The sequence below is a fragment of the Thermalbibacter longus genome, from assembly GCF_023806485.1.
GTDB classification, from domain to species: Bacteria; Chloroflexota; Chloroflexia; order Thermomicrobiales; family Thermomicrobiaceae; genus Thermalbibacter; species Thermalbibacter longus.
Genome location: NZ_JAMSLR010000003.1, coordinates 133,723 through 158,603, shown reverse-complemented (window position 1 = coordinate 158,603; position 24,881 = coordinate 133,723). Strand labels below are relative to the sequence as shown.

Below are 24,881 nucleotides of genomic sequence, written 5' to 3'. Positions count from 1 at the left end.
CCGGGCGAGCCAAGGCCGGGACGCCTCCCACCTCGCCAGCCCACCGACCTAGAGACAGACCGAGACGACTCTCCTGCTGCGGCGGACGCTCGCCCGGGTCGAGTCCTGTTCCGTGCCGGAAGCTGCCGAGCCGGAGCTAGCCCCCGAGCGAATAGCGGAGCTGGAAGTGGGTGGGGGAGGCCCAGGGGGTGGGGAGGCTCTCCAGCCCCAGCCGGGCCGCCACCGCGCCAGCGAGCTGTTCGAAGAAGGTCGGCGCGCGCCGGTACTCGATGACCTTCGGTTCCGGCCCCAGGCCTGCCAGCTCGCCCGCCTTGGCCACCGCGTCGCGGTAGCTCCCGAGCCCGTCCACCAGACCGAGCTCCTCGGCCTGGCGGCCAGTGTAGATGCGGCCGTCCGCCAGCCGGCGCACCTCGTCCTCTGGCATCTCCCGGCCTTCAGCCACCACGGAGACGAACTCCTGGTACGCCTCGGCGATGATCTGCTCGACCAGCCGGCGCTCGTCCTCCGTCAACGGCCGGTTGGGAGAGAGCATGTCCTTGTACGGCCCGCTCTTGATCACCGCGTAGTCGATACCCAGCTTGTCGTACAGTTCGGCCAGATTCGGGATCAAGGCGATGACGCCGATGCTGCCAGTGATCGTATCCGGCATCGCCAAGATGTAGTCGGCCGGCGCGCTGATGTAGTAGCCCCCGGAGGCCGCGGTCTCCTCGAAGAAGACGACCACCGGCTTGCCCGCTTCCTGCACCCGCTTCACTGCCAGCCAGATCTCCCGCGACGCGTTCACGCTGCCGCCCGGGCTGTCTACCCGGAGCAACACGGCCTTTGCGTCGGGGTTCTCGCGTGCCCGATCGAGTTGCTCGACGATGTCCTCGGCACTGGCGACGGAGCCGGTTAGCAGTCCACCCTGCCCTCGCATCACGATCTGGCCGTAGACCGGCACTTCGGCGACGTGCGCCTCCTCCCCGAACACGTCGCGCTCGAGCAGGATCAGTACCAGGCTCCCGCCTGCCACGCAGCCTGTCAGGCTGAGCACAATTCCGATGATCAGTACGCCCCAGGTGCGCCGCTGCACGCTAACCACCTCTCACGCTCAACGACCTAGCTCTCATTCTACCGAAAGGTAAGCGTCCCAGGCACGCCGAAGATTGCGTTTTGTCGAAGGCGCACGTCGTACCGTCGCGCCCAGGCTGATTACCGGGAAGCCACCTCACCGGCGTGACTGCGGAAACGCTCGCGCTGGATGATCGAGATGACCTCCTTGGCTGTCTCCTCGATCGACTTGCCAGTGATGTTCACCAGCGGCCAGGGCCGGCCCCGCCGTGCGATGCGCCGGAAGTAGGCCAGCTCCTCGGCCACCTTCTCCGGATCGGCATACTCGCCGTCGAGCGCGGCGCCCAGTGCCTGCAACCGGTGCTGGCGGATGCGCACCAGCTCGTCCTTGTCGATGATCAGGCCGACGATCTTGCTCTGGTCGATCTCTTCGAGCTGGCGCGGCGGCGGCACACCGAGCACGATCGGGACATTCGCCACCTTCCAGCCCGACATAGAGAGATAGACGCTGAGCGGCGTCTTCGACGTCCGCGAGACACCCACCAGCACGATGTCCGCCTCGTCGAGCGTGTCCAGCCCCTGCCCGTCGTCATGGCGCACGGCGTACTGGATGGCATCGACCCGGTGAAAGTACTCGGCGTCGATCCCGCGCGCGACGCCAGGCTGCAGCAACGGGCGCATACCGATCTTCTGCGAGATCTGCCCCAGCAGGGGGCCGAGGAGATCCACGTGATCGATCAGCCGTTGCCGGCACTCGCGCAGGAGCAGGCGACGCACTTCGACGATGACGATCGTGTGCACGATGATGCCGTCGACGCGAGCGGCTTCCTCGACCACTTCAAGCACCTGCTCGCGCGTCCGCACGCCCGGATAGCGGCGGACATCGAAGTCCACACCGGGGAACTGGACGAGTGCCGCCTCGACGGCGGCCTGCGCCGTAGTGCCGATGCCGTCCGAGACGATGAAGATCGTGCAGCGCCTGTCGGGAGATTGAAGCGAGCCCGTCACCGCGGTCCCTCCAGCGGTACCGCATCGAACCATGCGAACAGCCTACCACGCCGTCCGGGGATCAGGAGGGATGGGTGGTAGAATCGGCAACTGAGACGACTGATCCCGTGACCGGCCAGGGCCGGTCGAGCCGCAGGAGCCACCCGAGAGGCGCGAGGGCGGATACTCCGTGTCGACGAGGCGATGGGCGAGACGAGCCGTTCCAGGCGAGGGCGCCGCGCCGAACGGGCGCGTCGCCGCGTCGCCCACCGCCGTGGCTCCGACCGCCATCCCGCCATCGCGCCGGGGGCTGCGCGCCCCGGCCCTCCGACCGCCGGTCGAGCTCCTGCTCTACGTCGCCATCGCGCTGGCGGCCCTCCTTTCCCGGTTCTGGGATCTGGGCTCGCGGGCCCTCCACCATGACGAATCGCTCCATGCCTACTACTCTTGGATCTACGCAGAAGGCGAGGGATACATCCACCACCCGCTCATGCACGGCCCAGCGCTGTTCCACCTCGACGCCCTGGCCTACCTGCTCTTCGGCGCCACCGACTATGTCACGAGGGTTCCAGCCGCGGTCTTCGGTGTCGCGCTCGTGCTGCTGCCGGCGCTGCTGCGGGGCGAGGGGCTGCTCGGCCGCTGGGGCGCCCTCCTCGCCTCGTTTCTCCTGCTCGTCTCGCCATCCACCCTCTATTTCAGTCGCTTCATCCGGCACGATATCTTCGCTCTCGCCGGCACCTTCCTGCTCTTCATCGCGCTCCTGCGCTACGTCGAGCGGCCCGAGCGGCGCTGGCTGATCACCGGCGGCGTCACCATCGGCTTCATGCTCACGACCCACGAGGTGACCTTCGTCTCGCTCTTCATCCTGGTCACCTTCATCCTCATCGCGATCGCCTACCGGGTGGCTCCCGCCCTCTTCTGGATCTTCGGCGCCGGGCTGATCGCACTGGGGCTGCTCGCCGCGGGCCTCGACCGGCTCGGCGTGGCCCCGCTTCCCGAAATACCTTGGCAAAATCCGACGCGCGATGCCGTCCTGGCGTATCTGGTCGCGCTCGTCCGTCACCCGCTGGTCGTCGGCGCGCTCGGTATCGCCCTGCTCACGGTCATCGGCTCCCTCTGGCTGCTCGACCGCATCCGCGACCCCGACCGGGGCTGGATCGACGGTCTCTTCGGCGCGGCCCCGCCTGGGACGACCGCGCGTGCCCTGGCCGACGCGCTCGCTGACCGCACCGGCCTCGCGCTCGGCGCCGGGCTGGGGCTGGCGCTGTTCACGCTGCTCTACACGAGCCTCTTCACCAACCCTGGCGGGCTGGCGAGCGGCACCGTCGGCGCGCTCGGCTACTGGCTGGGCCAGCACGGGGTGCAGCGCGGTGAGCAGCCCTGGTTCTACTACCTCCTGCTGCTGCCCCAGTACGAGTACCTTGCCGCCCTGCTGTTCCCGGTCGGTATCGGCATCGTCGCTGGGCAGGGGCTGCGCGCCCTGGTTCGAGGCCAGGAGCTCGACGGGCGCTGGTATACCCGGGCCCTGCTGGTCTACTGGGGAGCGGTGATGCTGGCCGTGCTCTCCTGGGCCGGCGAGAAGATGCCCTGGCTGGTGGTGCACATCACGCTGCCGCTGACCCTCTTGGCGGCCTCGCTGCTCGGCAGCGGCGCCGAGCGACTCGAGCGCGCCTGGACGAGCTGGAATGCCCGGCAGCGCTCCCGCTCGGTCTACCTCGGGCTGGCCAGCCTCGGGCTGGCGGCTGCCTGGTTCCTGCTCATGGCCTGGGGGAGCGCCGGCCCGTTCGTCCAGTCGACCACGAGCGGCTTCCCGCAGCTCGTGCGGGCGATCCGGCCGGAGATCGCCGGGCACTGGCGCTGGCTGTGGCTCCCGCTGGTCGTGGTGGCGGTCATCGCCGCGACCGTCGCGGCCGAACGCCGCTCTCGGCCACACCTGTTGACGATGAGTGCGGCCCTGAGCCTGGGGTTGGTGCTGCTCCAGATCCATGCCGGCTGGCGACTCACGTACCGCGAGGGCGACGTCCCCCGCGACATGCTGATCTATGTCCAGACCTCACCGCAGGTCGTGCAACTGACGCGCGATCTGGAGGCACTCTCCCACGAGCTGACCGGTGGCATGGGGCTGGAAGTCTGGTACGACTCCGGCACGCAGTGGCCGATGAACTGGTACCTGCGCGAGTTCACCAGCCGCCGCTACTTCGGCACCACGCTGCGCGAGCTGCCCGCCGATCCGCCGCCGGTCATCCTCTACTCGCTCGAGTACCTGAACAACATGTCGCCGGAGGCCGCGCGGCAACTGGAGAGCCAGTACACGTACGTGGAATACCCGATGCGCTGGTGGTTCCCCGAAGACCAGACCTACCGGCGCTTCGCCATCGCGCCGGAGCTGAAGAACGAGGCGCGCCAGAACTACCAGACCGACCAGCCACCGCCCTACTCCGCCGGCGACGTGCTGCGCAGCGTCTGGTCCAGCATCTCGTCGCTCCAGCGCCCGGAGCAGCAGGCCAAGGTCTTCCGGCTGGTCGCCTTCCGCGAGCTGCCGGCGACTATCGGCTCGTACCGCTTCCGCGTCTACATCCGGAACGATCTCGTCCCGTACGTGAATGATCTCCGCTACGGCGACAGTGGCTCCGCCGCAGCGCACGAAGACGTCGCTTCGGCAGCCACCCAGCACGACGAGGAGCATGCGGGTGACCCAGGCAACGCCGGCACGCGAGCGAGCTGAGGCAAGCGTCCTTGATCGCCGGATCGACTTGACGCGGATCGACCGCGAGGCGCTGGCCTGGACCGGACTGCTCGGCCTCGCGCTGCTCGTCAGGCTCGTCGGGCTGACGAACTACCCGCTCTCACCGGCTGAGGCACAGCTCGCCAGCGACGGCCTGGCGCTGGTGCGCGGCGACGCGCTCTCCAGCACCGGCCAGGCGCAGCCGCTGCCGGCCCTGGCCGCCGCGCTGGCGCTCTTCCTGTTCGGGGCCGGCGACGGGGTGATCCGGCTCGTGCCGCTGCTGGCCGGGCTGCTGACGCTCCTGCTGATCGCCCGGCTGCGGATCTGGCTCGGCCCCGGCACGGCACTGGCCGCCGGGCTCCTCATGGCTCTCTCGCCGGCCTTGGTGGCCACCTCGACTCGGCTCGACGGGGGCGCGCTCCTGCTGCTGGCGGTCGTCGCCACGCTGGCCGCGGCCACGCGTTTCGATCGGCAGCCTGGCGCTGGCCCGACTGTCCTGCTCGGGTTCTCGGCGGCGCTGCTGCCGCTGGCCCACCCGCTCGGCTGGCTCGTGCTGGCTGCGCTCGCGCTCTGGGGGCTCTGGCATCGCGGGACGGCGCTGTTCAGGCACGCCGTCCCGCTGGTGTGCGGCATGCTGGGAACGCTCCTCCTTGCCTCGACGGCCCTGCTCAGCCGGCCGGGCGGCGCGCTCGGCTTCCTCGAGGGCAGCCTCTCGCTCCTCGCGCGCGAGCACGTGGGAGCACCGCTCGAGGGCTGGCCGCTCCCGCTGGCTCTGCTCGTGACGGACGAGCTGCCAGCCACGCTCCTCGCGCTCGCCGCGCTGGTGGGTGCCCTCGGGCTGCGCGTCCGGAGCGGGGAGCCGCTGCGGCCGCCGCTGGCATCGCTCGCGGCCTGGACCGGGCTGGTGCTGCTCGCCGCGCTGCTCCTCGGCGGCAAGGGGCCGGCGCTCTACGGGCTGCTGGCCCTCCCGCTGGCGCTCCTGGGTGGGGTAGGGCTCCACGCCGCGCTGGCAGCGATCGACTGGCGCCTCGCTCGTAACCCCTGGGATCTGACAGTGACCGGATCGGCGACGACCCTGCTGCTGGCCGTGCTCAGCCTGCTCGGCCGGCTCCTCGGCGGGTCGGGTGGACAGGCCGCCGCCTGGCTAGCCGGCCTCCTGGTACTGCTCCTCATCGTCCTCGGGCTGGCCGCGCTCACCGCCTGGCTCTGGCGCCAGGCTGCCCGCCCGGAGACGCTGTTCCTTACCATCCCGCTCGCCCTGCTGCTGGCACTCGGGCTGCGGAGCAGCCTGCTGCTGAACATGACCAACACCGCCCGCCCCGGCGAGCTCCTGACGGCCGGCGCGACCTCGCCGGGAGTCCGTCTGCTCGTCGAGCGAGTCACCCGGCTCAGCCGCGACGTCACGACGTTCCAGTCCGACGTCCGGGACCCGACCGGCGGGCACGGGCTCGCTATCGCCGTCGATCCGGCGCTCGAGCAGCCCTTCCGCTGGTACTTCCGGGACTTCCCGAACGTCCAGGTCGTCTCGCTGGCCGAAGCCGGGCCGCTGGAGCCAACTCCGGACGTGATCATCGCCCCAGCCGCGCTGGAGCCTACCCTGGCATCGACCTACCCGGACGCCGTCATCCGGCTGTACCCGCTGCGCTCCAGCATGCCCGAGGCGCTGGCGAACCCTGACTGGCAGGCCATTCTCTCGGCCCCCGTCGATCCTTGGGCGGTCAGGCGCTACCTCAGCTACCTGATCGACCGGCAGGTGGCCGTCCCCCCGGCGCCGGAGTCGTTCGCGCTGGGGCTGCGCGCCCACCTCGCCGAGCGGCTGTACGGCCCCGGGGCACCCTGATCACCGCCATGGCACGCATCCTCGTCATCGAGGACGACCTGCGCATCGCCGAGCTCCTCCGCATCTTCCTGGCGCGCGAGGGCCACGAGGTGATCACCGCCCCGGACGGACGCGAGGGGCTGCGGCTGTTCGGCCTGGAGCGACCCGACCTCGTCATCCTCGACCTGATGCTCCCCGGCACCCACGGGCGCGACGTCTGCCGAGCGATCCGGACGCGCCACGCCACACCGATCATCATGCTGACCGCGCTCGACGACGAGCGCGACGTGATCGAGGGGCTCGACCTGGGGGCCGACGACTACGTGACCAAGCCGTTCAAGCCCCGGGAGCTGCTGGCCCGGGTGCGCGCCGCGCTGCGCCGCTCGGCAGGCCCGCCCTCGCTGGTGCGCGAGCTGGCGATCGGCAACCTGCGCATCCAGCTCGACCAGCGGGCAGTGATGGTTAGCGGGCAGCCGATCCCCCTGCGCCCGCGGGAGTTCGACCTGCTGGCCACCCTCGCCGCGCGCCCTGGGGTCGTCTTCACTCGCGAGCAGTTGCTGGCGCAGGTGTGGGGATGGGACGACGATTCGGAGACGCGGACGGTGGACGTGCACGTCAACCGGCTGCGGCACAAGCTGGGCGGGGCGAGCGTCGCCATCGAGAGCGTGCGTGGCCTCGGCTACCGGCTCGTCGAGCGAGAGGCGTAGTCGCGCCACGCCTGCCCCGGCTGCCGCGACGGGCACCGGAGTGCCGTTTACCGGGCGGTTACGAGGGCCAGGCATCGTCGAGCGTAACGTGGCCAGAGCGTCCAGGGAGAGGGGCAGCCGTGTTCACCAGCGTGCGATCGCGTATCTTCACCGGGTTCGTGTTCGTGGCGCTGGTGATGGTGTTGACCACGGCCCTGCTCGCGGCGGTGCCGATCCGGCGGTTCCAGGAGCGCCTGGAGAGCCAGCGGCTGCAGGCCTACGCGGCCACGCTGGCAGTGGGCGCCGGGGTGATCCTGGAGCAGTCACCGGCCCGCGCAGCCGCGCTCGAAGGCTTCCTCACGCGCCAGGCCGAGCGGCTGGGCGCGCGCATCCTCATCGTCGACCGGGGCGGCAACGTGGTCGCGGACTCGGCACCTGGGCAGCCGCTCTCGCCGGCGCTCGATGCAGCCGTCCGGCAGGCTGCCGGCCGGGTGGACGGCCGCCGGGCCGAGCCGCTCGACGCCGGCCTGGTCGACCGGCAGCGGCTAGTGGTCGCGCCGGTGCCGCGCTCCGATGGCTTGACGCTGGCCTTGCTGGCTCCCGCGCGCCGCGCGCCGATCGGCCGCGGGCTGCTCCTGCCACTGGCAGCGGCGACCGGGCTGGGGCTGCTGGTCGCGCTGGCGGTGACCTGGCTCGTCAGCCGCTCGATCGCCGGCCCGATCACGCGCCTGACCCAGGCCGCCGACGCGATGGCCGCGGGTAACCTCGAGCAGGCGATCCCTGGCGAGGGCTCCGACGAGCTCGGCCGGCTGGTACGGAGCTTCAACACGATGGCCTCGAGCCTGCGCGCGATGCTGGAGAGCCAGCGCCGCCTCTTGGCCAACGTCGCCCACGAGCTGCGCACCCCGCTGACGGTCATTCAGGGCTACGCGCTGGCGCTGCGCGAGGGGGTGCTCGAGGATCGCGGCGACCGGGAGCGGGCGCTCGCGACCATCGTCGAAGAGTGCGAGCGCGCCGACCGCCTGCTCGCCCAGCTTCTCCAGCTCTCCCGGCTGGAGAGCGGTCTGCGCCGCCCGGCGCTCCAGCCCGTCCGTCTCCAGGATCTGGCGGGGCGCGTCGTCGAGCGCCACCGCCTCGGGGCCGAAGCCCGAGGCATCACCCTGAGCTCGGCCATCGCGCCTGATCTCCTCGCCAGCGCCGACCCGGAGCTGCTGGAGCAGGCGATCGACAACCTGGTCGTCAACGCCCTGCAGCACTGCGGGCCAGGCACCCAGATCCAGATCACCGCCCAACCGGCGCTGCTGGAGGCCGAACGCACGCCGCTCGTCCGGATCCGGGTCAGCGACACCGGGCCGGGGATCCCGCCGGAGGCGCTGCCGCGGCTGTTCGAGCGGTTCTACCGCGTCGAGGCGGAGCGCGCAGACGGCTCCGGCCGCCCCACCGGCTTCGGTCTGGGGCTGGCGATCGCGCGCGAGATCGTCGCGGCCCACGGCGGCACAATCGCGGTCGAGAGCCAGGCGGGACAGGGGACGACGTTCGTCATCGATCTCCCGGTGGCCGCCGAATCACGCGAGCGCTGAAACCGGATTTGACTCTCCCCGGTGCCGCTGCTAGGATCAGCGCCAGCCTCACGCTACTGCCCCCGCGGGGAGCGGGTGGCCCATGGGGAGGAACCATGCATCTGGAACAGATCAACAGCCCGGAAGACCTGAAAAAACTCACCATCCCCGAACTCGAGCAACTGGCGCAGGAGATCCGCGAGACGATCATCGACGTGGTCGCCGGCAAGACCGGCGGCCACTTCGCGCCCAACCTCGGCACGGTGGAGCTGACCCTGGCGCTGCACTACGTCTTCGACTCGCCGCGTGACAAGATCGTCTGGGATGTCGGTCACCAGGCCTACCCGCACAAGCTGGTCACCGGACGGCGGGATCGCTTCCACACGATCCGCCAGGAGGGCGGGCTGAGCGGCTTCCTCCAGCGAGAGGAGAGCGAGCACGACCAGTTCGGCGCCGGGCACGCGAGCACCTCGATCTCGGCGGCGCTGGGCATGGCGGTGGCCGGCCAGCTCAAGGGCGAGCACTTTCACACCGTGGCGGTGATCGGCGACGGCGCGCTGACCGGCGGCATGGCGTACGAGGCGCTCAACAACGCCGGCAGCCTCCAGGTGCCGCTGATCGTCGTGCTCAACGACAACGAGATGTCGATCGCGCCGAACGTGGGCGCGCTGGCCAAGTACCTGAGCCGGATCCGCACCAACACGCGCTACACCCAGGCCAAAGCCGAGATCGAGCGGCTGCTGCGACGCCTGCCCCAGGGGGATCTCTGGCTGGAGCTCAGCCACCGGTTCCTCGACGGCCTCAAGGAGATCGTCTACCAGACCATGATCTGGGAGGAACTCGGCTTTACGTACTTCGGCCCGGTCGACGGCCACAACATCCGCGAGCTGATCGAGACCTTCCAGCTCGTGAAGAAGATCAGGGGGCCGGTCTTCGTCCACGCCATCACCGTCAAGGGCAAGGGGTACCAGCCCGCCGAAGACGACCCGTTCAAGCACCACAGCGCGTCGGTCAAGGTGCCCGGGGCGCCGCCGTCGCCGCCGAAATACCAGGACGTCTTCGGCGAGACGCTGACGCGGCTGGCCGAGGAGGACAAGCGCATCGTCGCCATCACCGCTGCCATGCCGGACGGCACCGGTTTGCTGCCCTTCGCCAAGGCACACCCCGACCGCTTCTTCGACGTCGGTATCGCCGAGCAGCACGCCGTCACCTTCGCCGCCGGCCTGGCGACCCAGGGTCTGCGGCCGGTGGCCGCCATCTACTCGACGTTCCTCCAGCGGGCCTACGACCAGGTGATCCACGACGTCTGCATCCAGAACCTGCCGGTTGTCTTCGCGATGGACCGCGCTGGACTGGTCGGCGAGGACGGCCGCACCCATCACGGCGTGTTCGACTTCGCCTATCTCCGCTGCATCCCGAACATGGTGATCATGGCGCCCAAGGACGAAGACGAACTCCGCCATATGCTGAAGACGGCCATCGACTACGAGCGCGGGCCGATCGCGCTGCGCTACCCGCGCGGCTCCGGCGTCGGCGTCCCGCTGCTGGGCGATCCGCACCCGCTGCCGATCGGCAAAGGCGAGCTTCTGCAAGAGGGCGACGACGTGGCGATCATTGCCATCGGCGCGACCGTTCTGCCAGCGCAGCGCGCGGCGGAGATCCTGGCCGAAGCCGGCGTGGAGGCCACCGTTATCAATGCCCGGTTCGTCAAGCCGCTCGACGAGGCGTTGATCCTCGAAGCGGCCCGGCGAACCGGGCTGGTCGTGACCGTCGAGGACGCGCAGGTCGCCGGCGGCTTCGGCAGCGCTGTGCTCGAGCTCTTCGCGCGCGAGGAGCTGCGCATACCGGTCGCCTGCCTCGGGTTGCCCGACCGCTTCTTCGACCACGCTTCACAGGCCTCGCTGCGCAAGCAAGCGGGTATCGACGCCGAGAGCATCGCCCGGCGGGCGCTCGCGCTGGTCCGGCAGCACCGCGGGGTCACGCCGCAGCTCAGGTGATCGGATCCCGGTGACCGGCCGATCCGGGGAAGCGATGGAGATCCTGAAGCGGCTCGCCGAGCAGCTCGGCGAGCCGCTCTACTCTTCCCAACTCGCCGCCTTCGCCCGCTACGGCGAGCTGATCCTCGAGTGGAACCGGCGGGTGAACCTCACCTCCGTCAGCGACTGGGACGAGCTGCAAGTCCGGCTGTTCGCCGACTCGCTAGCCCTGGCTCCCTACGTGCGCCAGGCCTGCGCGGAGGCCGGCGACGCCTGCCGGCTGATCGACATCGGTACCGGCGCCGGCATCCCAGGCATCCCGCTGAAGCTGGTTCTCCCCTGGATCGAGGTCACGCTGGTGGAGGCTACCGGCAAGAAGGTCACCTTCCTAGAGGCCGCGATCCAGGCCCTCGAGCTCTCGGGCGTCCGCGCAGTCCACGCCCGGGCCGAGACGCTGGCGCACGACGCTGGCTACCGCGGCGTGTTCGACGTGGCGACCGCCCGGGCGGTCGCCCCGCTGCCAGCGCTCCTCGAGCTCTGCCTCCCCTTCTGCCGGCCCGGCGGCTGGGGCATCTTCCCCAAGGGTGCCGGGGTTGACGGCGAGGTGGCCGGAGCTCGCCGGGCGCTGGAGATCCTCGGCGCCCGGCTGGTCGCGGTCGAGCCCGTCCAGATCGAGGCGCTGCGCGGCACGACCATCGTCGTGGTGAGACTGGAACGGCCGGTACCGGAGAGGTACCCGCGCCGGCCCGGCATGCCGGCCAAGCGCCCGCTGTAGCGCTCGCTCACGCTGGCGCCCGGTCGAGGGCAGGGAGCAGCTTCGCCCAGCCTGAGTGCCCGCACGCATGGTAGGATGGCGGCCGAAGATGCGATCGTGTGCGGATAGCCGGAGAGGGACCGGCAGATGGCGACGAAGGAGCGGCTGATCATTGTCGGGGGCGACGCGGCTGGGATGAGCGCGGCCGCGCAGGCCCGGCGGATGCGCGACGACCTGGAGATCATCGCCTTCGAGCGTGGGCAGCACACCTCCTACTCCGCCTGAGGCATCCCGTATTACGTCGCCGGTCTGGTCGACGACGAAGACGAGCTGATCGCCCGCTCGCCCGCGGAGCACCGCCGCCGCGGCATCGATGTCCGTACCGGTCAAGAGGTCGTCGCTATCGACCTCGCGGCGCGTGCAGTCACCGTGCGCCGCCTGGAGGACGGCGCGACCTACCGTGAGCCGTTCGACCAGCTCGTCTACGCGACCGGCGCCGGCCCACGGTGGCTGGAGGTACCCGGCGCCCGTAGCCGGGGGATCTATGGCGTCGCGACGCTGGCGGATGGCCTGCTCCTGCGCCAGATTGTGGAGGACGAGCGCCCGCAGCGGGCGGTGATCGTCGGTGGTGGTTACATCGGCATCGAGATGGCCGAAGCCTTCGTCGCCCGCGGGCTGGACGTCTCGCTAGTCGAGCTGGGCTCGGAGGTGATGGGGACGCTCGACGCGGACATGGGCGCGCTCGTCTCGGCGGCCCTCCGCGAAGCGGGGGTGAAGGTCTATCTCGAAGAGCGCGTGACCGGCTTCCACGCGGACGGCGGCCAGGTACGAGCCGTGGAGACCGACCGGCGGACGCTCCCGGCTGACCTGGTCGTCCTCGGGGTAGGGGTACAGCCGCGCAGCGAGCTGGCGGCCGAGGCCGGCCTCCCGCTCGGCGAGAGCGGCGCCGTGCGGATCGACGACCGGATGCGCACTGGTATCCCGGGCGTGTGGGCAGCCGGCGACTGCGCAGAGACCTTCCATCTGGTGAGCCGGCGACCAGCGTACATCCCGCTCGGCACCACCGCCAATAAGCAGGGCCGGATCTGCGGCATCAACCTCGGTGGTGGCTACGCCCGCTTCCCAGGCGTCGTCGGCACTGCCATCACCAAGTTCAACCAGACCGAGGTCGCCCGCACGGGGCTGAGCGAGCGCGAGGCTCAGGCGCTCGGCTTCGAGTACGGCGTCGCCCGGATCGAGGACCGCACGCGAGCGCGCTACTACCCCGACTCCGCGCGGATGGTGGTCAAGCTGCTGGCCGAGAAGGGGAGCGGCCGGCTACTCGGCGCGCAGATCGTCGGCGGCCCGGGCGCCGGCAAGCGGATCGACGTGGTCGCGGCGGCGCTGCACGCCGGGATGCGGGTCGACGAGTTCATGTACCTGGATCTCGCCTACGCCCCGCCCTTCTCGCCGGTCTGGGATCCCTTGCTCATCGCCGCCCGCAAGGCGGCCGAGCAGGTCTGACGCCGGCGGTTACCTGGCCGAGTGCGCGCGGCTCACCGCCGAGGCATGGGCCAACCGCTCCAGCGTGTCGTCCAGCGGCGGGAGCGTGACCTCGCCGTAGCGTCGCCGGAGGGCGGCTTCGATCAGGAAGTCGGCAAGCGGCGGGTTCTTCGGCAGCACCGGGCCGTGGAGGTAGCAGCCGATCGCGTTCCGGTAGCGGCATCCCTCGGTCTTGTCCTCGCCATTGTTGCCCCAACCGACCCGGACGCGGCCCAGCGGCCGGGCCTGCGGCCCCAAGAAGGTACGGCCGCTGTGGTTCTCGAAGCCCACCAGCTCGCCGAACTCCTCGCTCTCGACCACGACGTTGCCGATCATCCGGCGCGATCCGGCCTCGGTCCAGGCGTCGAAGACGCCGAGACCGGGCAGGGGCTCGCCCTGATGCGGCCGGTAATAGTGGCCGAGAAGCTGGTACCCTCCGCAGATCGCCAACAGCGGCGCTCCCTCCTCGATCTCGCGCCGCAAGATCTCGCCCTTCGGCCCCTGGAGATCCCGCGCTGCGGCCACCTGCTCGCGATCCTGCCCGCCACCCCAGAAGAAGATGTCGCACCGGCCGGGCTCCAGCGGCTCACCGACGCCGAGCTCGATGACCCGCGCCTCGATCCCGCGCCAGCGGCAGCGCTGGGCCAGCGCTAGGACATTGCCGCGATCCCCGTAGATATTCATCGTCCGGCCATAGAGCCAGCAGATCGTCAGCTCCACGGCTCACCTCCTCACTGCTGCCAGAACGCCGGCGCGACGCCACGGCCGGCCAGCGCGCGGCGCAGCGCGAGCATGGCGGTATAGGTCGGCAGGATGTACCCAGTCTGGCCGGGAGCCAGCTCGCTCACGAAGGCGTCGAGCGCGCCGGGCAAGTCGCCCAGCACGCGCAGCCGCTCCTGGGGAACGCCGGCGTACTTCAACCTGAGGGCCATGTCTGCCCCGCGGATGCCGCCGGTGAAGACCGGGAAGCGGGCCCCGGCCAGCGGCTCGAGATCCGCATCCCAGAGCCAGGAGACATCGCGCCCGTCGGCGTCGAGATCGTTGATCAGGACGAGCAGCGGGGCCTCGACGCGCGCGCTCGCTAGCATCCGCACGACCTCGTTCAGCCCAGTCGGGTTCTTGATCAGCACGATGACGAGCGAGCGGCCCTCGTAGCTTATCCGCTCCAGGCGCCCGAAGGCAGCTCGCATCGTCGCGAGGCCAGACTGGATCTGTTCCGTCGCGACCCCGAGCGCGAGGGACGCGGCCACCGCCGCGAGAGCGTTGTATGCGTTGTAGAGCCCGGAGAGGGGAACCTCTACTGGCCAGGGGTCGTGCCCGGGTACTGCCACCTCGAACGAGAGACGCTCCAGCCCCTCGAGCGTGATCGAGCTGGCCGCGACATCGAGCGGGGGACGCTCGAAGCCACAGCCGGGGCACCGGTAGTCGCCCAGGTGGGAGAGGAAGGCAGCACGATACGTGAACGCCGTGCCACAGCGGCGGCAGACCGAGGCATCGGCCGCGTGCGGCAGCCCGTCGAGCGCCACGCGCTGCTCGGCCAGGCCGAACGCTAGGCGCCGGCCGCCGAGCTCGCCGGTCAGCGCCGCCAGCGTGGGGTCGTCGACGTTGACGACGACGCGGCTCTCGTTCGGGAGCGCGCGCAGGGCCTCGCCCCAGGCCCGCGCCACGGTGTCCAGCTCCCCGTACCGGTCGAGCTGGTCGCGGAACAGGTTGAGCAGCAAGACGATCCGCGGGCGCGTCTGGCGCACGACGGCCGGGAAGGCCGCCTCGTCTGCCTCGATCACCGCGATCTCGCCCCGCACCCGGCCGAGCAGCGATGACTGTTCGGCGAAGGCGGCCGTGATGCCGCGGACGAGGTTCGAGCCAGAGCGGTTGTGGACTACCCTGTGGCCGGCCTGCTCCAGAATCGTCGCCAGCATGCGGGCTGTCGTGGTCTTGCCGTTCGTCCCGGCGACGACGACGCAGCCACCCGGGAGCTGTCGGCTCAGCTTGCCCAGCGCCCCGGGATCGATCAGGGTGGCCAGCAGCCCCGGCAGGGCAGTGCCACCGCCCCGCCCGAGTCGACGGATCGCCGCGGCGCTCAGGCGGCTCGCTCCGACGGCCAGGATGAGACGAGGGTCCATGCTCTACTAGTCTTCGCTGGTGAGGATCACGCTGACCGAGCGCAGCGCCTTATAGTCTACCAGCGGCCGCACCGCGAGCCGGAGCTCGCTCGCCGCCACCTCGCGCTCCCCACCGTAGACTGTCCCGATCACCAGGCCGGCTGGGACACGCGCCGTGCGACCCGAGGTGACGACCAGCTCACCCTCGCGTACCGGCGTGTTCGGATCGAGGTGCCGGAGCTCCAGCAGCCCGCCGCGCTGCCACTGGCCGTACACGATGCCTTCTGCCCGGCTCTCCTGCAGCAGCGCGCCGATCTGCATGCTCGAATCGATCAGCAGCGTGACCCGCGCGCGGTCGGCCTCGACCTCGGTGACCAGGCCGACCAGAAAGTCCGGGCTGACCACCGGCATGCCGATCTGGATCCCGGCGTTCGCCCCACGGTCAATCACGATCGCCTGCTGCAGCGCGTCGGGGTCGTAGGCGATCACGTTGGCCGGCACCAGCGTGAGATCCGGGTTCTGCTGCTTGAAGCCGAGCTGCTCGCGGAGCTGGATCACTTCTTGTTCGAGCTCCTTGAGCCGAGCGTTCTCAGCCAGCAGGCGGTCGCGCTCGGCACGTAGGGCCTCGAGCTGTGCCTCCAGCTCGCTCTGGCTGCCGCGCCCTGGCCAGGGGGCCCTATCGAGCGCCTGGGCGAGAGCCGACTCGACCGCCCCGGCGAAGCGGTTCGCCGGAGCCTTGACAGTCTCTAGCCGCTGCTGGTGATCGAGCAGGATCAGCGTCGCGCTCGTGGCCACGAACAGGGCCACCAGCACTGCGACCTGCCGGGCTGTGAGAGTCATCGCTCACCGCAGGCTCTTCCCGCGCTGCGACCTCTACGTGCGAGCCGGCATCCGCCGCTGCTGGCTTCCCGCCAGCGCTCGCTGGTAGAGGTGGAGCGCCTCCGCGACGCGACCGGTGCCGCGGGCCACGCAGGTCAGCGGGTCGTCGGCGAGGTAGACCGGCATGCGGAGCTCCGCCATCAGGCGCTTGTCCAGTCCCATCAGGAGCGCGCCGCCGCCCGCCAGCACGATCCCGCGCTCCATGATGTCGGCGACCAGCTCCGGAGGTGTCTCCTCGACGCAGGTCTTGACCAGCTCGACGATCTGGTTGACCGGCCCGGAGATGGCGTCGCGGATCTCGACGCTGCTGACTTCGACAGCCTTCGGCAGACCGGTCAGCAGGTCTCGCCCGCGCAGCACCACGCGCCGCTCCTCTTCCAGCGGATAGGCTGACCCGGCCGCGATCTTCGCGTTCTCGGCCGAGCGCTCGCCGATCACCAGGTTATGGTCGCGGCGCGCCCACTGGATGATCGCCTCGTCGATCTCGTCCCCCGCAACCCGGATGCTGTGGTTGACGACGATCCCGCCCAGCGAGATCACCGCGACTTCGGTCGTCCCGCCGCCGATGTCGACGATCATGCTGCCCACGGCCTCGTTGATCGGGAGCCCAGCGCCGATCGCGGCCGCCATCGGCTCCTCGATGGTGTACGCCTCGCGCGCGCCGGCGCTCAACGCAGCGTCCTTAGCCGCGCGCTTCTCGACCTCGGTTACCCCGCTCGGGATCCCGATCACGACCCGCGGGTGCGGCGTGATCAGTTGCTGGGCGTGTACCTTGCGGATGAAGTAGTGGAGCATCATCTCGACGGTGTCGAAGTCGGCGATGACGCCGTCCTTGAGCGGCCGGACGGCGACGATCGTCTCCGGCGTCTTCCCGACCATCGCCTTGGCCTCGACGCCGACCGCCAGGGCGCGGCGGGTCTTCTTGTCGACCGCCACCACCGACGGCTCGGAGATGACGATCCCCTTGCCGCGCACGTAGACGAGAGTATTCGCGGTGCCCAGGTCGATCCCCAGGTCGCGGCTGAACAATCCGAAGAGCGCGCTCAGCGGGCGAATCATGCTCCGTGCGCCTCCCACCCCTTGCGGCCACTGGCGTCGCGCAGCGCGCTGCGCTCGAGATCGCCCGGTGGCTCGTGTCTCTCCGTCGAGGTCATCTCCGTTTGTCCCGTCCGTTCGCTCAGTTCAGGTACCATGCCGGATCCTGGTAAACCCCGTTATACATGATGATGAAGTGGACGTGGGGTCCGGTGGAGTAGCCGGTGCTGCCCATCGGCCCGATGTACTGCCCCTGGTTCACCCACTGCCCCACCTGCACCGGCGGCGGCTCCGCCATGTGCCCGTACCAGGTCACGTAGCCGTTGCCGTGGTCGATCGCCACCGCGTAGCCCAGCCCGTAATTGTTCCAGCCGGAGAAGATCACGGTGCCGCTGTCGGCCGCCACGATGTCGGTGTACATCCGGTTGGCGATGTCCCACCCGTTGTGGGCGGCATGGAAGTACTGCGTGATCACCCCGGTCGTCGGCCAGATGAACGAGCCGCTGGGGGACTGCTGCTGGGCCGGCGGCGGCGCGGGGGACGAAGCCCTGGCCGGCGCCGAGGGCGGTGCCTCCTGCTGCGGCGGGGGCGGCGGTGGCGGAGGCGGCGGTGGCGGCTCGCCACCGGGGATCATCACGTACTGGCCCACTCGCAGCACGCCGTTCTCTCCGAGCCCATTCATCGGGTAATCACGAATGACCTGAGGATCGACACCCCAGTACTCGGCGAGCGACTCGATGGTGTCACCCTCTTTGACCTGCACCATCACGCCGTCTGTTGGCAGGATCGCCAGTTGTTGGCCGGGATGGACCAACTCTGGATCGGGCAGGCTGTTGGCCAGCGTGATCGTCTTCGTCTGCAAGCCGAACCGCTCGGCGATCCGCCAGAGCGTGTCTCCCTCCTGAACCGTGTACATGATGACCCGGTCGCGGCTCGGCATCTTCCCACCGGGAACCATCAGCAGCCGGTACGGAACCAGATCCGTCGAGTACTGCACTCCGTTGGGGGCGTAGCCAGTGATCGCGCTGACATCGACCTGGTAGCGGGCCGCGATCGACTCGAGCGTATCCCCCTCCCGAACCACGTGCAGCATCCCATCGACCGGCGGGATACGGAGCTGGATGCCCTCCGGGAGCGGTTTGCCCGGATCGACCAGGTTGTTCGCCCACAGGAGCGTCTCCGGCGAGCGCCCGGTGGCCTGGGCGACATCGTAGATCGTTTCTCCATCGGCGGTGATGTAGGTATCGATCTGCAGCACATCGGGAGTCACCGCCAGTCCACCCGTCGAGAGATACCCGTTCATCACGTCAGCGACGGTCGAGTCCGGCGCGGCGAGCAGCGGGCCAGGCGCTTGCTGCGCAGCCGGGCCAGCGGGCGCGACCGACACGATCTGGTCGGTTCCACCGGGCCGCTGAACCGGTAGCTCGCGCGCCCAAAAGCCGCTGCCGGCCGCCGTAGCAATTGCAAAGGCAAGGACCAGCCCGTGTAGCCCCACGCGCCAGCGGCCGGCGCGCAGAACCGCCATCGGCCGAGGCGTGGCCGGTCGCGGCGGGATAATGAGCGTTCGCTGAACGTCAGGAGAGCTCGGCGCGCGGGGCGGAGAGACAACGATGCCCGGCGCGCCGCGGGGCGAAGCAGGCGGTACCTTGTGTGCTTGCCCATTGCCCGCCGGCTTCGGAATCCGTACCAGCGGAGGCGGGTGGTCGGACGGTCGCCGGCCATTCGCCGTCACGCTGGTACGCGGCACCGCGCCGGGCTCGCTGCCATTCGCCGGCGAGCGTGGTGGCTGTCCATTCGAGAAGTGATCGGCCGGCGGGGTGGCATGACCGTTGGCAGGCGTACCCGCCCGTTCAGCCGGATCAGGCCGCCAGCCGAACTGCGGCTGCCCGTTCCCTGATGGTCGAGCGTGGTCAGATGCGCTGGGCGTCGCAGGCTCGCGCGCCTTACCCAACGAGCCGCCCACCGGCTCCGGCCCCTTCCCTTCCCGAACCTGGACGGCTATACCCCTTCCCGATGGAGGATATAGCAATTACGAGGCGAAGCGCCAAGAGTTTCGTCCCCCTTCGCGCGCTGGCGCCGCCCTCTCCATACCTTTCCGGCAGGATAACACGAGCGCCAAATCGCGTCAAACCTGACCATACAGAAGACAGCGCCGGTAGCCTACCACCCAGCAGTCCTATTTGCCGGTGTTGCAGGCCCAGGGCGCACCTTCCCAGGAGGCACGCGACATGGCCGCCCCCGGCAGTGTAGGATTCCGCAAGCCCGAGCGCAGGCGCCTGTGGCCGACGCCGCCATCAGCAGGAGACCGAGCTGATGTCGCGAGAGATCCAAAAGCACGTACGCCCGATCTGGCCGGATACCGGGTACGTCGTGGAGACGGCCCACGCCATCGTCAACCCGGCGTCCGGCAGCGGCCGTCCCGCCCGCGCCTGGCCAGCACTCAAGCGGCGGCTCGAAGCGCTCGGTCTACGGGTAGAGGAGGAGCACACCAGCGGCCCGGGTGATGCCACCCTGATCGCCCGCCAGCTACTGCAGCGCGGCGCGCGCGAGCTTATCGTCGTCGGCGGCGACGGGACCTTGAACGAGGTCGTGAACGGCTACCTCGGTCCCGATGGCCAGCCCATCGCCCGGGACGCCGTGCTGACGATCGTTCCCTGCGGTACGGGTCGCGACTTTCCCCGGCTCTTCGGGATTACCCGGCCAGAGCACGCGGTGAGTCTCCTGCGGGACGGCGAGGTCTGCCGCGTCGATGTCGGCGTCGTCCAGTACCGCAGCCCGAGCGGGCAGCCGGAGCGCCGCTACTTCGTCAACATGGCCGATGTCGGCCTGGGAGCCGAGACGGCAGCCTGGGTGAGCCAATCGGCCAAGATGTTCGGGGGCTTCCTCGCTTATCTGCTCGGCGCTGCTCGGACGATCCTGCGCTACCGTAGTCGCCCGCTCGAGCTCCGGGTCGACGGCGACCCAGTTCATCGCGGGCCGACGTTGATGGTGGCGCTGGCCAACGGCCGCTTCCATGCCGGCGGCATGCGGATCGCGCCGATGGCCTCGGTGACCGACGGGATGCTCGAAGTGTTCATCCTGCACGACGTCTCGCGCTGGCAACTGCTCACCTCGCTCCTGCCGGCGGTCTACCGCGGTGGGCATATCGGCCACCCGGCAGTCCAGCACTGGCAGGCACGCCGGGTAACGATCCACGCGCCCGAGCCGCTGCGCATCGAGCTCGACGGTGAGCAGCCAGGCTTTACCGACGTGACAGCCAGCGTCCTGCCCCGCGCGGTCGCGTTTCGGGTGCCGCGTGGCACGTGCGAGGGCATGGGCAGAGGTTGACCGGAAGGCAGCGGGTCTGCCACAATGAGGCGCGCTCCCCCGGCGGGCAGCGCCGTCTCGCCATGACGCTGGAACGACCCACAATGGAACGATCCTCGGGGGACACAGACAGAGCGGAGCGGTGGGGGCACGGTGAACATGCAGTCTGAGCCACTGATTGCCACGATGAATCTCGATCGAGATGAGCCTGAACGGGGAACCTTCACGATCATCGGGGAGGGGTTGACTCCGAGATTAGCATGGTTCGCCGAGGGATTGCGCCAGGAGCTCCAACGGCGGGGGCACGAGTTCTTCGAGCGTCCAATACCGGATATCCGGCTAGTGCTGAGCGTCTTCCCGCACGACAAGCCACAGCAGTACCGCCGGAAGGCCCAGGCCACCTTCGTCGTCGGGATCACCGAGCTACCGGAGCAACCCAGCGATGTCCTGGTCACCGGCTACCCCTATCTGCTGCGAGCACTGGCGAACCTGGTGATCCTCCTGTTGCCCGGCCAAGAGGGGATCGAGGCCCACTTCATCACGCTGGAGCGCGGCCACTACACCGTCCGGCACCGGCCAGGACGTGACGACGACTTCTTCGCCGAGATCTACGAGCGCCTCCACCCGCTGGCGTCCTCGCGTCTGGTGATCAACAACATCTTCCGCACCGACCTCGAGCCGGAGCTGTGGAACGGCGACGAGATCACCGAGCAGATCTCTCGCGCCGGCAAGCGGTTGGACGCCATGAACCTCCTGCCGGCGCCGTTCCCCGTCCACGAGATCTTGACCGAGCGGGAACTGCGACACGTGAAGCGGCTCTACGGCCTCGGGGGACTGAGCTACGGGAACCTGAGCGCGCGCAAGGATCGCAATCGCTTCTGGATGAGCGCCAGCGGCGTCAACAAGGCGAAGCTGGAGGTGATCGGCCAGGACATCCTCCTCGTGTCCGGGTTCGACCCCGCCATCCCTGCGATCATCCTGAGCGTGCCGCCCCACGTGCAGCCACGGCGCGTCTCGGTCGACGCGATCGAGCACTGGATGATCTACCAGCAGCACCCCGAGATCGGCGCGATCGTCCATGTCCACGCCTGGATGGAGGGGATCCGCTCGACCGAGATCAACTACCCGTGCGGGACGATCGAGCTCGCGCAGGCGGTCTCCCGCCTGCTGGCCCAGGAGCCCGACCCCTCGCGCGCCGTCATCGGGCTCAAGAACCACGGCGTGACGATTACCGGCCGGAGCATGGACGAGATCTTCGAGCGGATCGAAGGGAAGATCATCCCTCAGGTGCCGATGTCCTGACTTCGGCCCGACCGCGCAATCCGCCCCGTTCGCCCGCGCAGTAACTGAGCCGGTGCGGGGTGCGCCCGCAAGGCAGCGCACCCCGCGTCGCGACCGACCACCTCGGCCTCGGCGCTCACCCAGGCCGGGCTGCTCTCCGACGCCTCGCCCCGCGACGCTGGCAGGACTGCCACGCTTCCTCCTACGCGCCGGGAGGCCTCGCCGCGCGCAGGATCGCTGCCTGGAACTCGGCCCCCGGCATGCCGGAGGCGAGGGTCTCTTCTAGGGCTCGCTCCACGTCGTAGGCGACGCGGCGAAACTCCACCGCCCAGCCGTCCTCGCCGAGCGTGAAGACAGCATAGGCGGCGCGCCGATCGCCGTCGAACGGCAGCCCGACGCTGCCGACCGCGGCCAGCAGCCGGCCATCGACCCGCCGCTGGTACTGCACATGAATATGGCCGTAGGCGAGCGCCTGCCCGCCGGCCTGATCCAGCATCCGGCGAGCCAGCTCCTCGGGAGCGCCTTCCCGTACGGTATCGTGCGCATTCCACGGCGTCGCATGCGCCACCGTGAGCGCCCGGCCTGCCGGCGACGGGATCACCCAAGCCAGCGGCAAGCTGACCAGGTACTCGATCTGCTCAGCCGCGAGGCGCTCGACCGTCCAGCGGTACCGCTGGAGCATCGGCTCGGACGCTGTGTGGCGCTGCGACTCGTGCGCCACCCTGGCCGGTATCCGGCCTCCGGTGGCGAGCTCGACGATGAACTCGTCGGTGTTGCCTCGCACCGCCGGGAAGCCGCGCTCGCGGATACGGTCGATGCACTCGGCTGGGCGCGGGCCGCCGAACGCGAGGTCGCCGCCGATCACGACCGCATCGTACGGCCCAGTCGCGTCGAGCTCGGCGAGCACGGCGTCCAGCGCGAGCAGATTGCCGTGCATGTCGGAGATTACCGCGACCCGCATCTTGCCCTCCTTCCAGGCCTAGCGCATGATACCCGACGCTCCCCGCGCAGTTTGCTAGGATCAAGACAGAACAATCGATGCGCTGCGCGCCCCGACGATACCAGACACGGGCGCGGCCGTTTGTCCCGTTGAATCCCACCGGCGAGCAGGATGCGGTGCCCCGACGCGCGAACGAGCGGTAGAGAGGTGCAGTCTGTGGCAGAGGTGCTCCGGAATCGAGCGATCAGCGCCGAGCAGTTCCCGGCGGAAGGCCGGCAGCGCGTCGTCATCGAGCGCCTCAGCCCGGAGATCGACTGTGGACTGTTCGCGATCAAGCGCACCATCAGCGAGCCGGTGGTCGTCGAGGCCGACATCTTCGCCGATGGTCACGACGCAGTCTCGGCTGTCCTGCGCTTTCGCCACCTGCGCCAGCCGGACTGGGACGAAGCGCCGATGACGCTGGTCGAGAACGACCGCTGGCGCGGGACGTTCACGGTCATGGAGCTGGGCACCTACGAGTACACGGTGCTGGCCTGGGTCGACCGGTACCAGACCTGGGCGCGCGACCTGCGCAAGCGACTGCAAGCCGAGCAGGACGTCTCGGTCGACCTGCTGATCGGGGCCGAGCTGATCGAAGCAGCCGCGGCGCGCGCCGGGGAGGCCGATGGCGAGCTGCTGCGCTCCTACGCGGCGCGGCTCCGCGAAGGGCAAGAGCATGCCGAGCTCGCGCTGGAGCCGGAGCTCGCCGAGCTGATGGCCCGGTACGATGACCGCCCGTTCGCCAGCCAGTACCAGCGCACGCTGCGGGTCACCGTCGACCGCGAGCGCGCGCGCTTCAGCACCTGGTACGAGATGTTCCCGCGGTCGTGCGCGCCGGAGCCCGGCCGTCACGGCACCTTTCGCGACTGTGAAGCCCGGCTGCCCTACATCGCCGGCATGGGGTTCGATGTGCTCTACCTCCCGCCGATCCACCCGATCGGCCGCACCAATCGCAAGGGACGGAACAACACCCTCGTCGCGGGTCCAGACGATCCGGGCAGCCCCTGGGCGATCGGAGCGGGGGACGGCGGGCACGACGCGATCAATCCCGCGCTCGGCACGCTGGACGATTTTCGCCGCTTCGTCGAGCGAGCCCAGCAGCTCGGCATCGAAGTCGCGCTCGACCTCGCCTTCCAGTGCTCTCCAGACCATCCGTACGTGCGGCAGCACCCGGAGTGGTTCCGCCGGCGTCCCGACGGGACAGTCCAGTACGCGGAGAACCCGCCCAAGAAGTACCAGGACATCTACCCGTTCGACTTCGAGACCGAGCACTGGCGCGAGCTGTGGGACGAGCTGAAGCGGGTCGTGCTCTTCTGGGTTCAGCAAGGGATACGCATCTTCCGGGTGGATAACCCGCACACCAAACCCTTCCGCTTCTGGGAGTGGCTGATCGCCGAGATCAAGCGCGACTTTCCGGAGACGATCTTCCTCTCCGAGGCGTTCACCCGCCCGAAGGTCATGTACCATCTGGCCAAGCTCGGCTTCACCCAGTCGTACACCTACTTCGCCTGGCGCAACACCAAGTGGGAACTCGAACAGTACTTCACCGAGCTCACCCAGACCGAAGTACGCGAGTACTTCCGCCCGAACCTCTGGCCCAACACGCCTGACATCCTCACCGAGTACCTCCAGCACGGGGGGCGGCCGTCCTTCATCGCCCGGCTGGTGCTCGCCGCCACGCTCGGCGCCAGCTACGGGATCTACGGGCCGGCCTTCGAGCTGTGCGAGCACGTGCCGCTCGCGCCGGGCAGCGAGGAGTACCTGAACTCGGAGAAGTACGAGATCCGCTACTGGGATCTGGAGGCGCCTCACAGCCTGGCGCCGCTGATCGCCCGCGTCAACCGCATCCGTCGAGAGAACCCGGCCCTGCAGCGCGACTGGAACCTGCGCTTTCACCCGGTCGATAACCCCGAGCTCATCGCGTACACCAAGACCACGGACGATCTGAGCAACGTGATCCTGACAGTGGTCAACTTGGATCCGTACCACACCCAGTCCGGCTGGGTGACGCTGCCGCTGGAGGATCTGAACGTCGATCCGCTCCACCCCTACCAGGTGCACGACCTGCTGAGCGACAGCCGCTACCTCTGGCACGGCTCGACAAATTACGTCGAGCTCAACCCGCAGATCCTACCGGCGCACATCTTCCGCCTGCGCCGGCGTGTGCGGACTGAACACGACTTCGAGTACTACCTCTGAGCCGAGGAGGGACACGACGACCG

General features: G+C 69.6%; 18 protein-coding genes. 10 read left to right on the top strand and 8 right to left on the bottom strand.

The features are described from left to right. Positions 1-136 precede the first annotated feature (136 nt). Both sppA and NET02_RS05640 read right to left on the bottom strand, forming a co-directional pair. Positions 137-1,072, bottom strand: coding sequence for a signal peptide peptidase SppA (gene sppA / locus NET02_RS05645; protein ID WP_284056407.1), 936 nt, complete (start codon positions 1,070-1,072; stop codon positions 137-139). 119 nt (positions 1,073-1,191) lie between these two features. Beyond that, positions 1,192-2,058: a pyruvate, water dikinase regulatory protein gene (locus NET02_RS05640; RefSeq protein WP_284056406.1), complete on the bottom strand. Its 867-nt coding sequence runs from the start codon at positions 2,056-2,058 to the stop codon at positions 1,192-1,194. Between the two features lie 169 nt (positions 2,059-2,227). Here NET02_RS05640 and NET02_RS05635 point away from each other — a divergent pair, with 169 nt between their 5' ends. From NET02_RS05635 to NET02_RS05600, 7 genes are all read left to right on the top strand, one after another. Next, a complete protein-coding gene (locus NET02_RS05635; RefSeq protein ID WP_284056405.1) occupies positions 2,228-4,762 on the top strand; it encodes a flippase activity-associated protein Agl23 in 2,535 nt (844 codons plus the stop codon). Beyond that, positions 4,728-6,602: a glycosyltransferase family 39 protein gene (locus NET02_RS05630; RefSeq protein ID WP_284056404.1), complete on the top strand. Its 1,875-nt coding sequence runs from the start codon at positions 4,728-4,730 to the stop codon at positions 6,600-6,602. The genes NET02_RS05635 and NET02_RS05630 overlap by 35 nt, the downstream gene beginning before the upstream one ends. A gap of 8 nt (positions 6,603-6,610) precedes the next feature. Next, positions 6,611-7,288, top strand: a complete 678-nt coding sequence (locus NET02_RS05625; RefSeq protein ID WP_284056403.1) for a response regulator — start codon at positions 6,611-6,613, stop codon at positions 7,286-7,288. A gap of 119 nt (positions 7,289-7,407) precedes the next feature. Continuing rightward, positions 7,408-8,847: a sensor histidine kinase gene (locus NET02_RS05620; protein WP_284056402.1), complete on the top strand. Its 1,440-nt coding sequence runs from the start codon at positions 7,408-7,410 to the stop codon at positions 8,845-8,847. A 95-nt stretch (positions 8,848-8,942) separates the two neighbouring features. Beyond that, a complete protein-coding gene (gene dxs / locus NET02_RS05615) occupies positions 8,943-10,823 on the top strand; it encodes a 1-deoxy-D-xylulose-5-phosphate synthase (protein ID WP_284056401.1) in 1,881 nt (626 codons plus the stop codon). Between the two features lie 10 nt (positions 10,824-10,833). Continuing rightward, a complete protein-coding gene (gene rsmG / locus NET02_RS05610) occupies positions 10,834-11,577 on the top strand; it encodes a 16S rRNA (guanine(527)-N(7))-methyltransferase RsmG (RefSeq protein WP_284056400.1) in 744 nt (247 codons plus the stop codon). Between the two features lie 126 nt (positions 11,578-11,703). Beyond that, a complete protein-coding gene (locus tag NET02_RS05600) occupies positions 11,704-13,059 on the top strand; it encodes an FAD-dependent oxidoreductase (RefSeq protein ID WP_347711003.1) in 1,356 nt (451 codons plus the stop codon). Between the two features lie 9 nt (positions 13,060-13,068). Here NET02_RS05600 and NET02_RS05595 read toward each other — a convergent pair whose 3' ends face one another. The 5 genes from NET02_RS05595 to NET02_RS05575 all read right to left on the bottom strand — a co-directional run bounded on the left by NET02_RS05595 (position 13,069) and on the right by NET02_RS05575 (position 18,618). After that, positions 13,069-13,797 carry a type 1 glutamine amidotransferase gene (locus NET02_RS05595; protein WP_284056398.1) on the bottom strand — a complete coding sequence of 243 codons (729 nt, stop codon included), beginning with the start codon at positions 13,795-13,797 and terminating at the stop codon, positions 13,069-13,071. A gap of 11 nt (positions 13,798-13,808) precedes the next feature. Next, a complete protein-coding gene (locus tag NET02_RS05590; protein ID WP_284056397.1) occupies positions 13,809-15,200 on the bottom strand; it encodes a MurT ligase domain-containing protein in 1,392 nt (463 codons plus the stop codon). Between the two features lie 6 nt (positions 15,201-15,206). Further along, complete coding sequence (gene mreC / locus NET02_RS05585; protein WP_284056396.1) at positions 15,207-16,019, bottom strand: rod shape-determining protein MreC; 813 nt, start codon at positions 16,017-16,019, stop codon at positions 15,207-15,209. Between the two features lie 33 nt (positions 16,020-16,052). Next, entirely contained in the window at positions 16,053-17,117 is a 1,065-nt protein-coding gene (locus tag NET02_RS05580; RefSeq protein ID WP_284056395.1) for a rod shape-determining protein, read from the bottom strand. Positions 17,118-17,235: 118 nt separating this feature from the next. Next, positions 17,236-18,618 carry a LysM peptidoglycan-binding domain-containing protein gene (locus NET02_RS05575; RefSeq protein WP_284056394.1) on the bottom strand — a complete coding sequence of 461 codons (1,383 nt, stop codon included), beginning with the start codon at positions 18,616-18,618 and terminating at the stop codon, positions 17,236-17,238. 788 nt (positions 18,619-19,406) lie between these two features. Between NET02_RS05575 and NET02_RS05570 the strand changes: the two genes are divergently transcribed. After that, on the top strand, positions 19,407-20,420 hold the full coding sequence (locus tag NET02_RS05570) for a diacylglycerol/lipid kinase family protein (RefSeq protein WP_284056393.1): 1,014 nt from the start codon (positions 19,407-19,409) through the stop codon (positions 20,418-20,420). Between the two features lie 165 nt (positions 20,421-20,585). Beyond that, positions 20,586-21,701 carry a class II aldolase/adducin family protein gene (locus NET02_RS05565; RefSeq protein WP_347711008.1) on the top strand — a complete coding sequence of 372 codons (1,116 nt, stop codon included), beginning with the start codon at positions 20,586-20,588 and terminating at the stop codon, positions 21,699-21,701. Positions 21,702-21,882: 181 nt separating this feature from the next. On the opposite strand, the gene NET02_RS05560 is transcribed toward NET02_RS05565, so the two are convergent. After that, positions 21,883-22,641, bottom strand: coding sequence for a metallophosphoesterase family protein (locus tag NET02_RS05560; RefSeq protein WP_284056391.1), 759 nt, complete (start codon positions 22,639-22,641; stop codon positions 21,883-21,885). Positions 22,642-22,827: 186 nt separating this feature from the next. On the opposite strand from NET02_RS05560, the gene NET02_RS05555 reads away from it, so the two are divergent. Further along, a complete protein-coding gene (locus NET02_RS05555) occupies positions 22,828-24,858 on the top strand; it encodes an alpha-1,4-glucan--maltose-1-phosphate maltosyltransferase (protein WP_284056390.1) in 2,031 nt (676 codons plus the stop codon). The last annotated feature ends 23 nt before the right edge of the window (positions 24,859-24,881 follow it).

What these genes read in the sequence shown, in the direction of transcription:
- NET02_RS05625 (WP_284056403.1), top strand. Translation starts at nt 6,611, where the DNA reads ATGGCACGCATCCTCGTCATCGAGGACGACCTGCGCATCGCCGAGCTC.
- NET02_RS05560 (WP_284056391.1), bottom strand. Translation starts at nt 22,641, where the DNA reads ATGCGGGTCGCGGTAATCTCCGACATGCACGGCAATCTGCTCGCGCTG.
- mreC (WP_284056396.1), bottom strand. Translation starts at nt 16,019, where the DNA reads ATGACTCTCACAGCCCGGCAGGTCGCAGTGCTGGTGGCCCTGTTCGTG.
- NET02_RS05570 (WP_284056393.1), top strand. Translation starts at nt 19,407, where the DNA reads ATGTCGCGAGAGATCCAAAAGCACGTACGCCCGATCTGGCCGGATACC.
- NET02_RS05575 (WP_284056394.1), bottom strand. Translation starts at nt 18,618, where the DNA reads ATGGCGGTTCTGCGCGCCGGCCGCTGGCGCGTGGGGCTACACGGGCTG.
- dxs (WP_284056401.1), top strand. Translation starts at nt 8,943, where the DNA reads ATGCATCTGGAACAGATCAACAGCCCGGAAGACCTGAAAAAACTCACC.
- NET02_RS05580 (WP_284056395.1), bottom strand. Translation starts at nt 17,117, where the DNA reads ATGATTCGCCCGCTGAGCGCGCTCTTCGGATTGTTCAGCCGCGACCTG.
- NET02_RS05590 (WP_284056397.1), bottom strand. Translation starts at nt 15,200, where the DNA reads ATGGACCCTCGTCTCATCCTGGCCGTCGGAGCGAGCCGCCTGAGCGCC.
- NET02_RS05565 (WP_347711008.1), top strand. Translation starts at nt 20,586, where the DNA reads ATGAATCTCGATCGAGATGAGCCTGAACGGGGAACCTTCACGATCATC.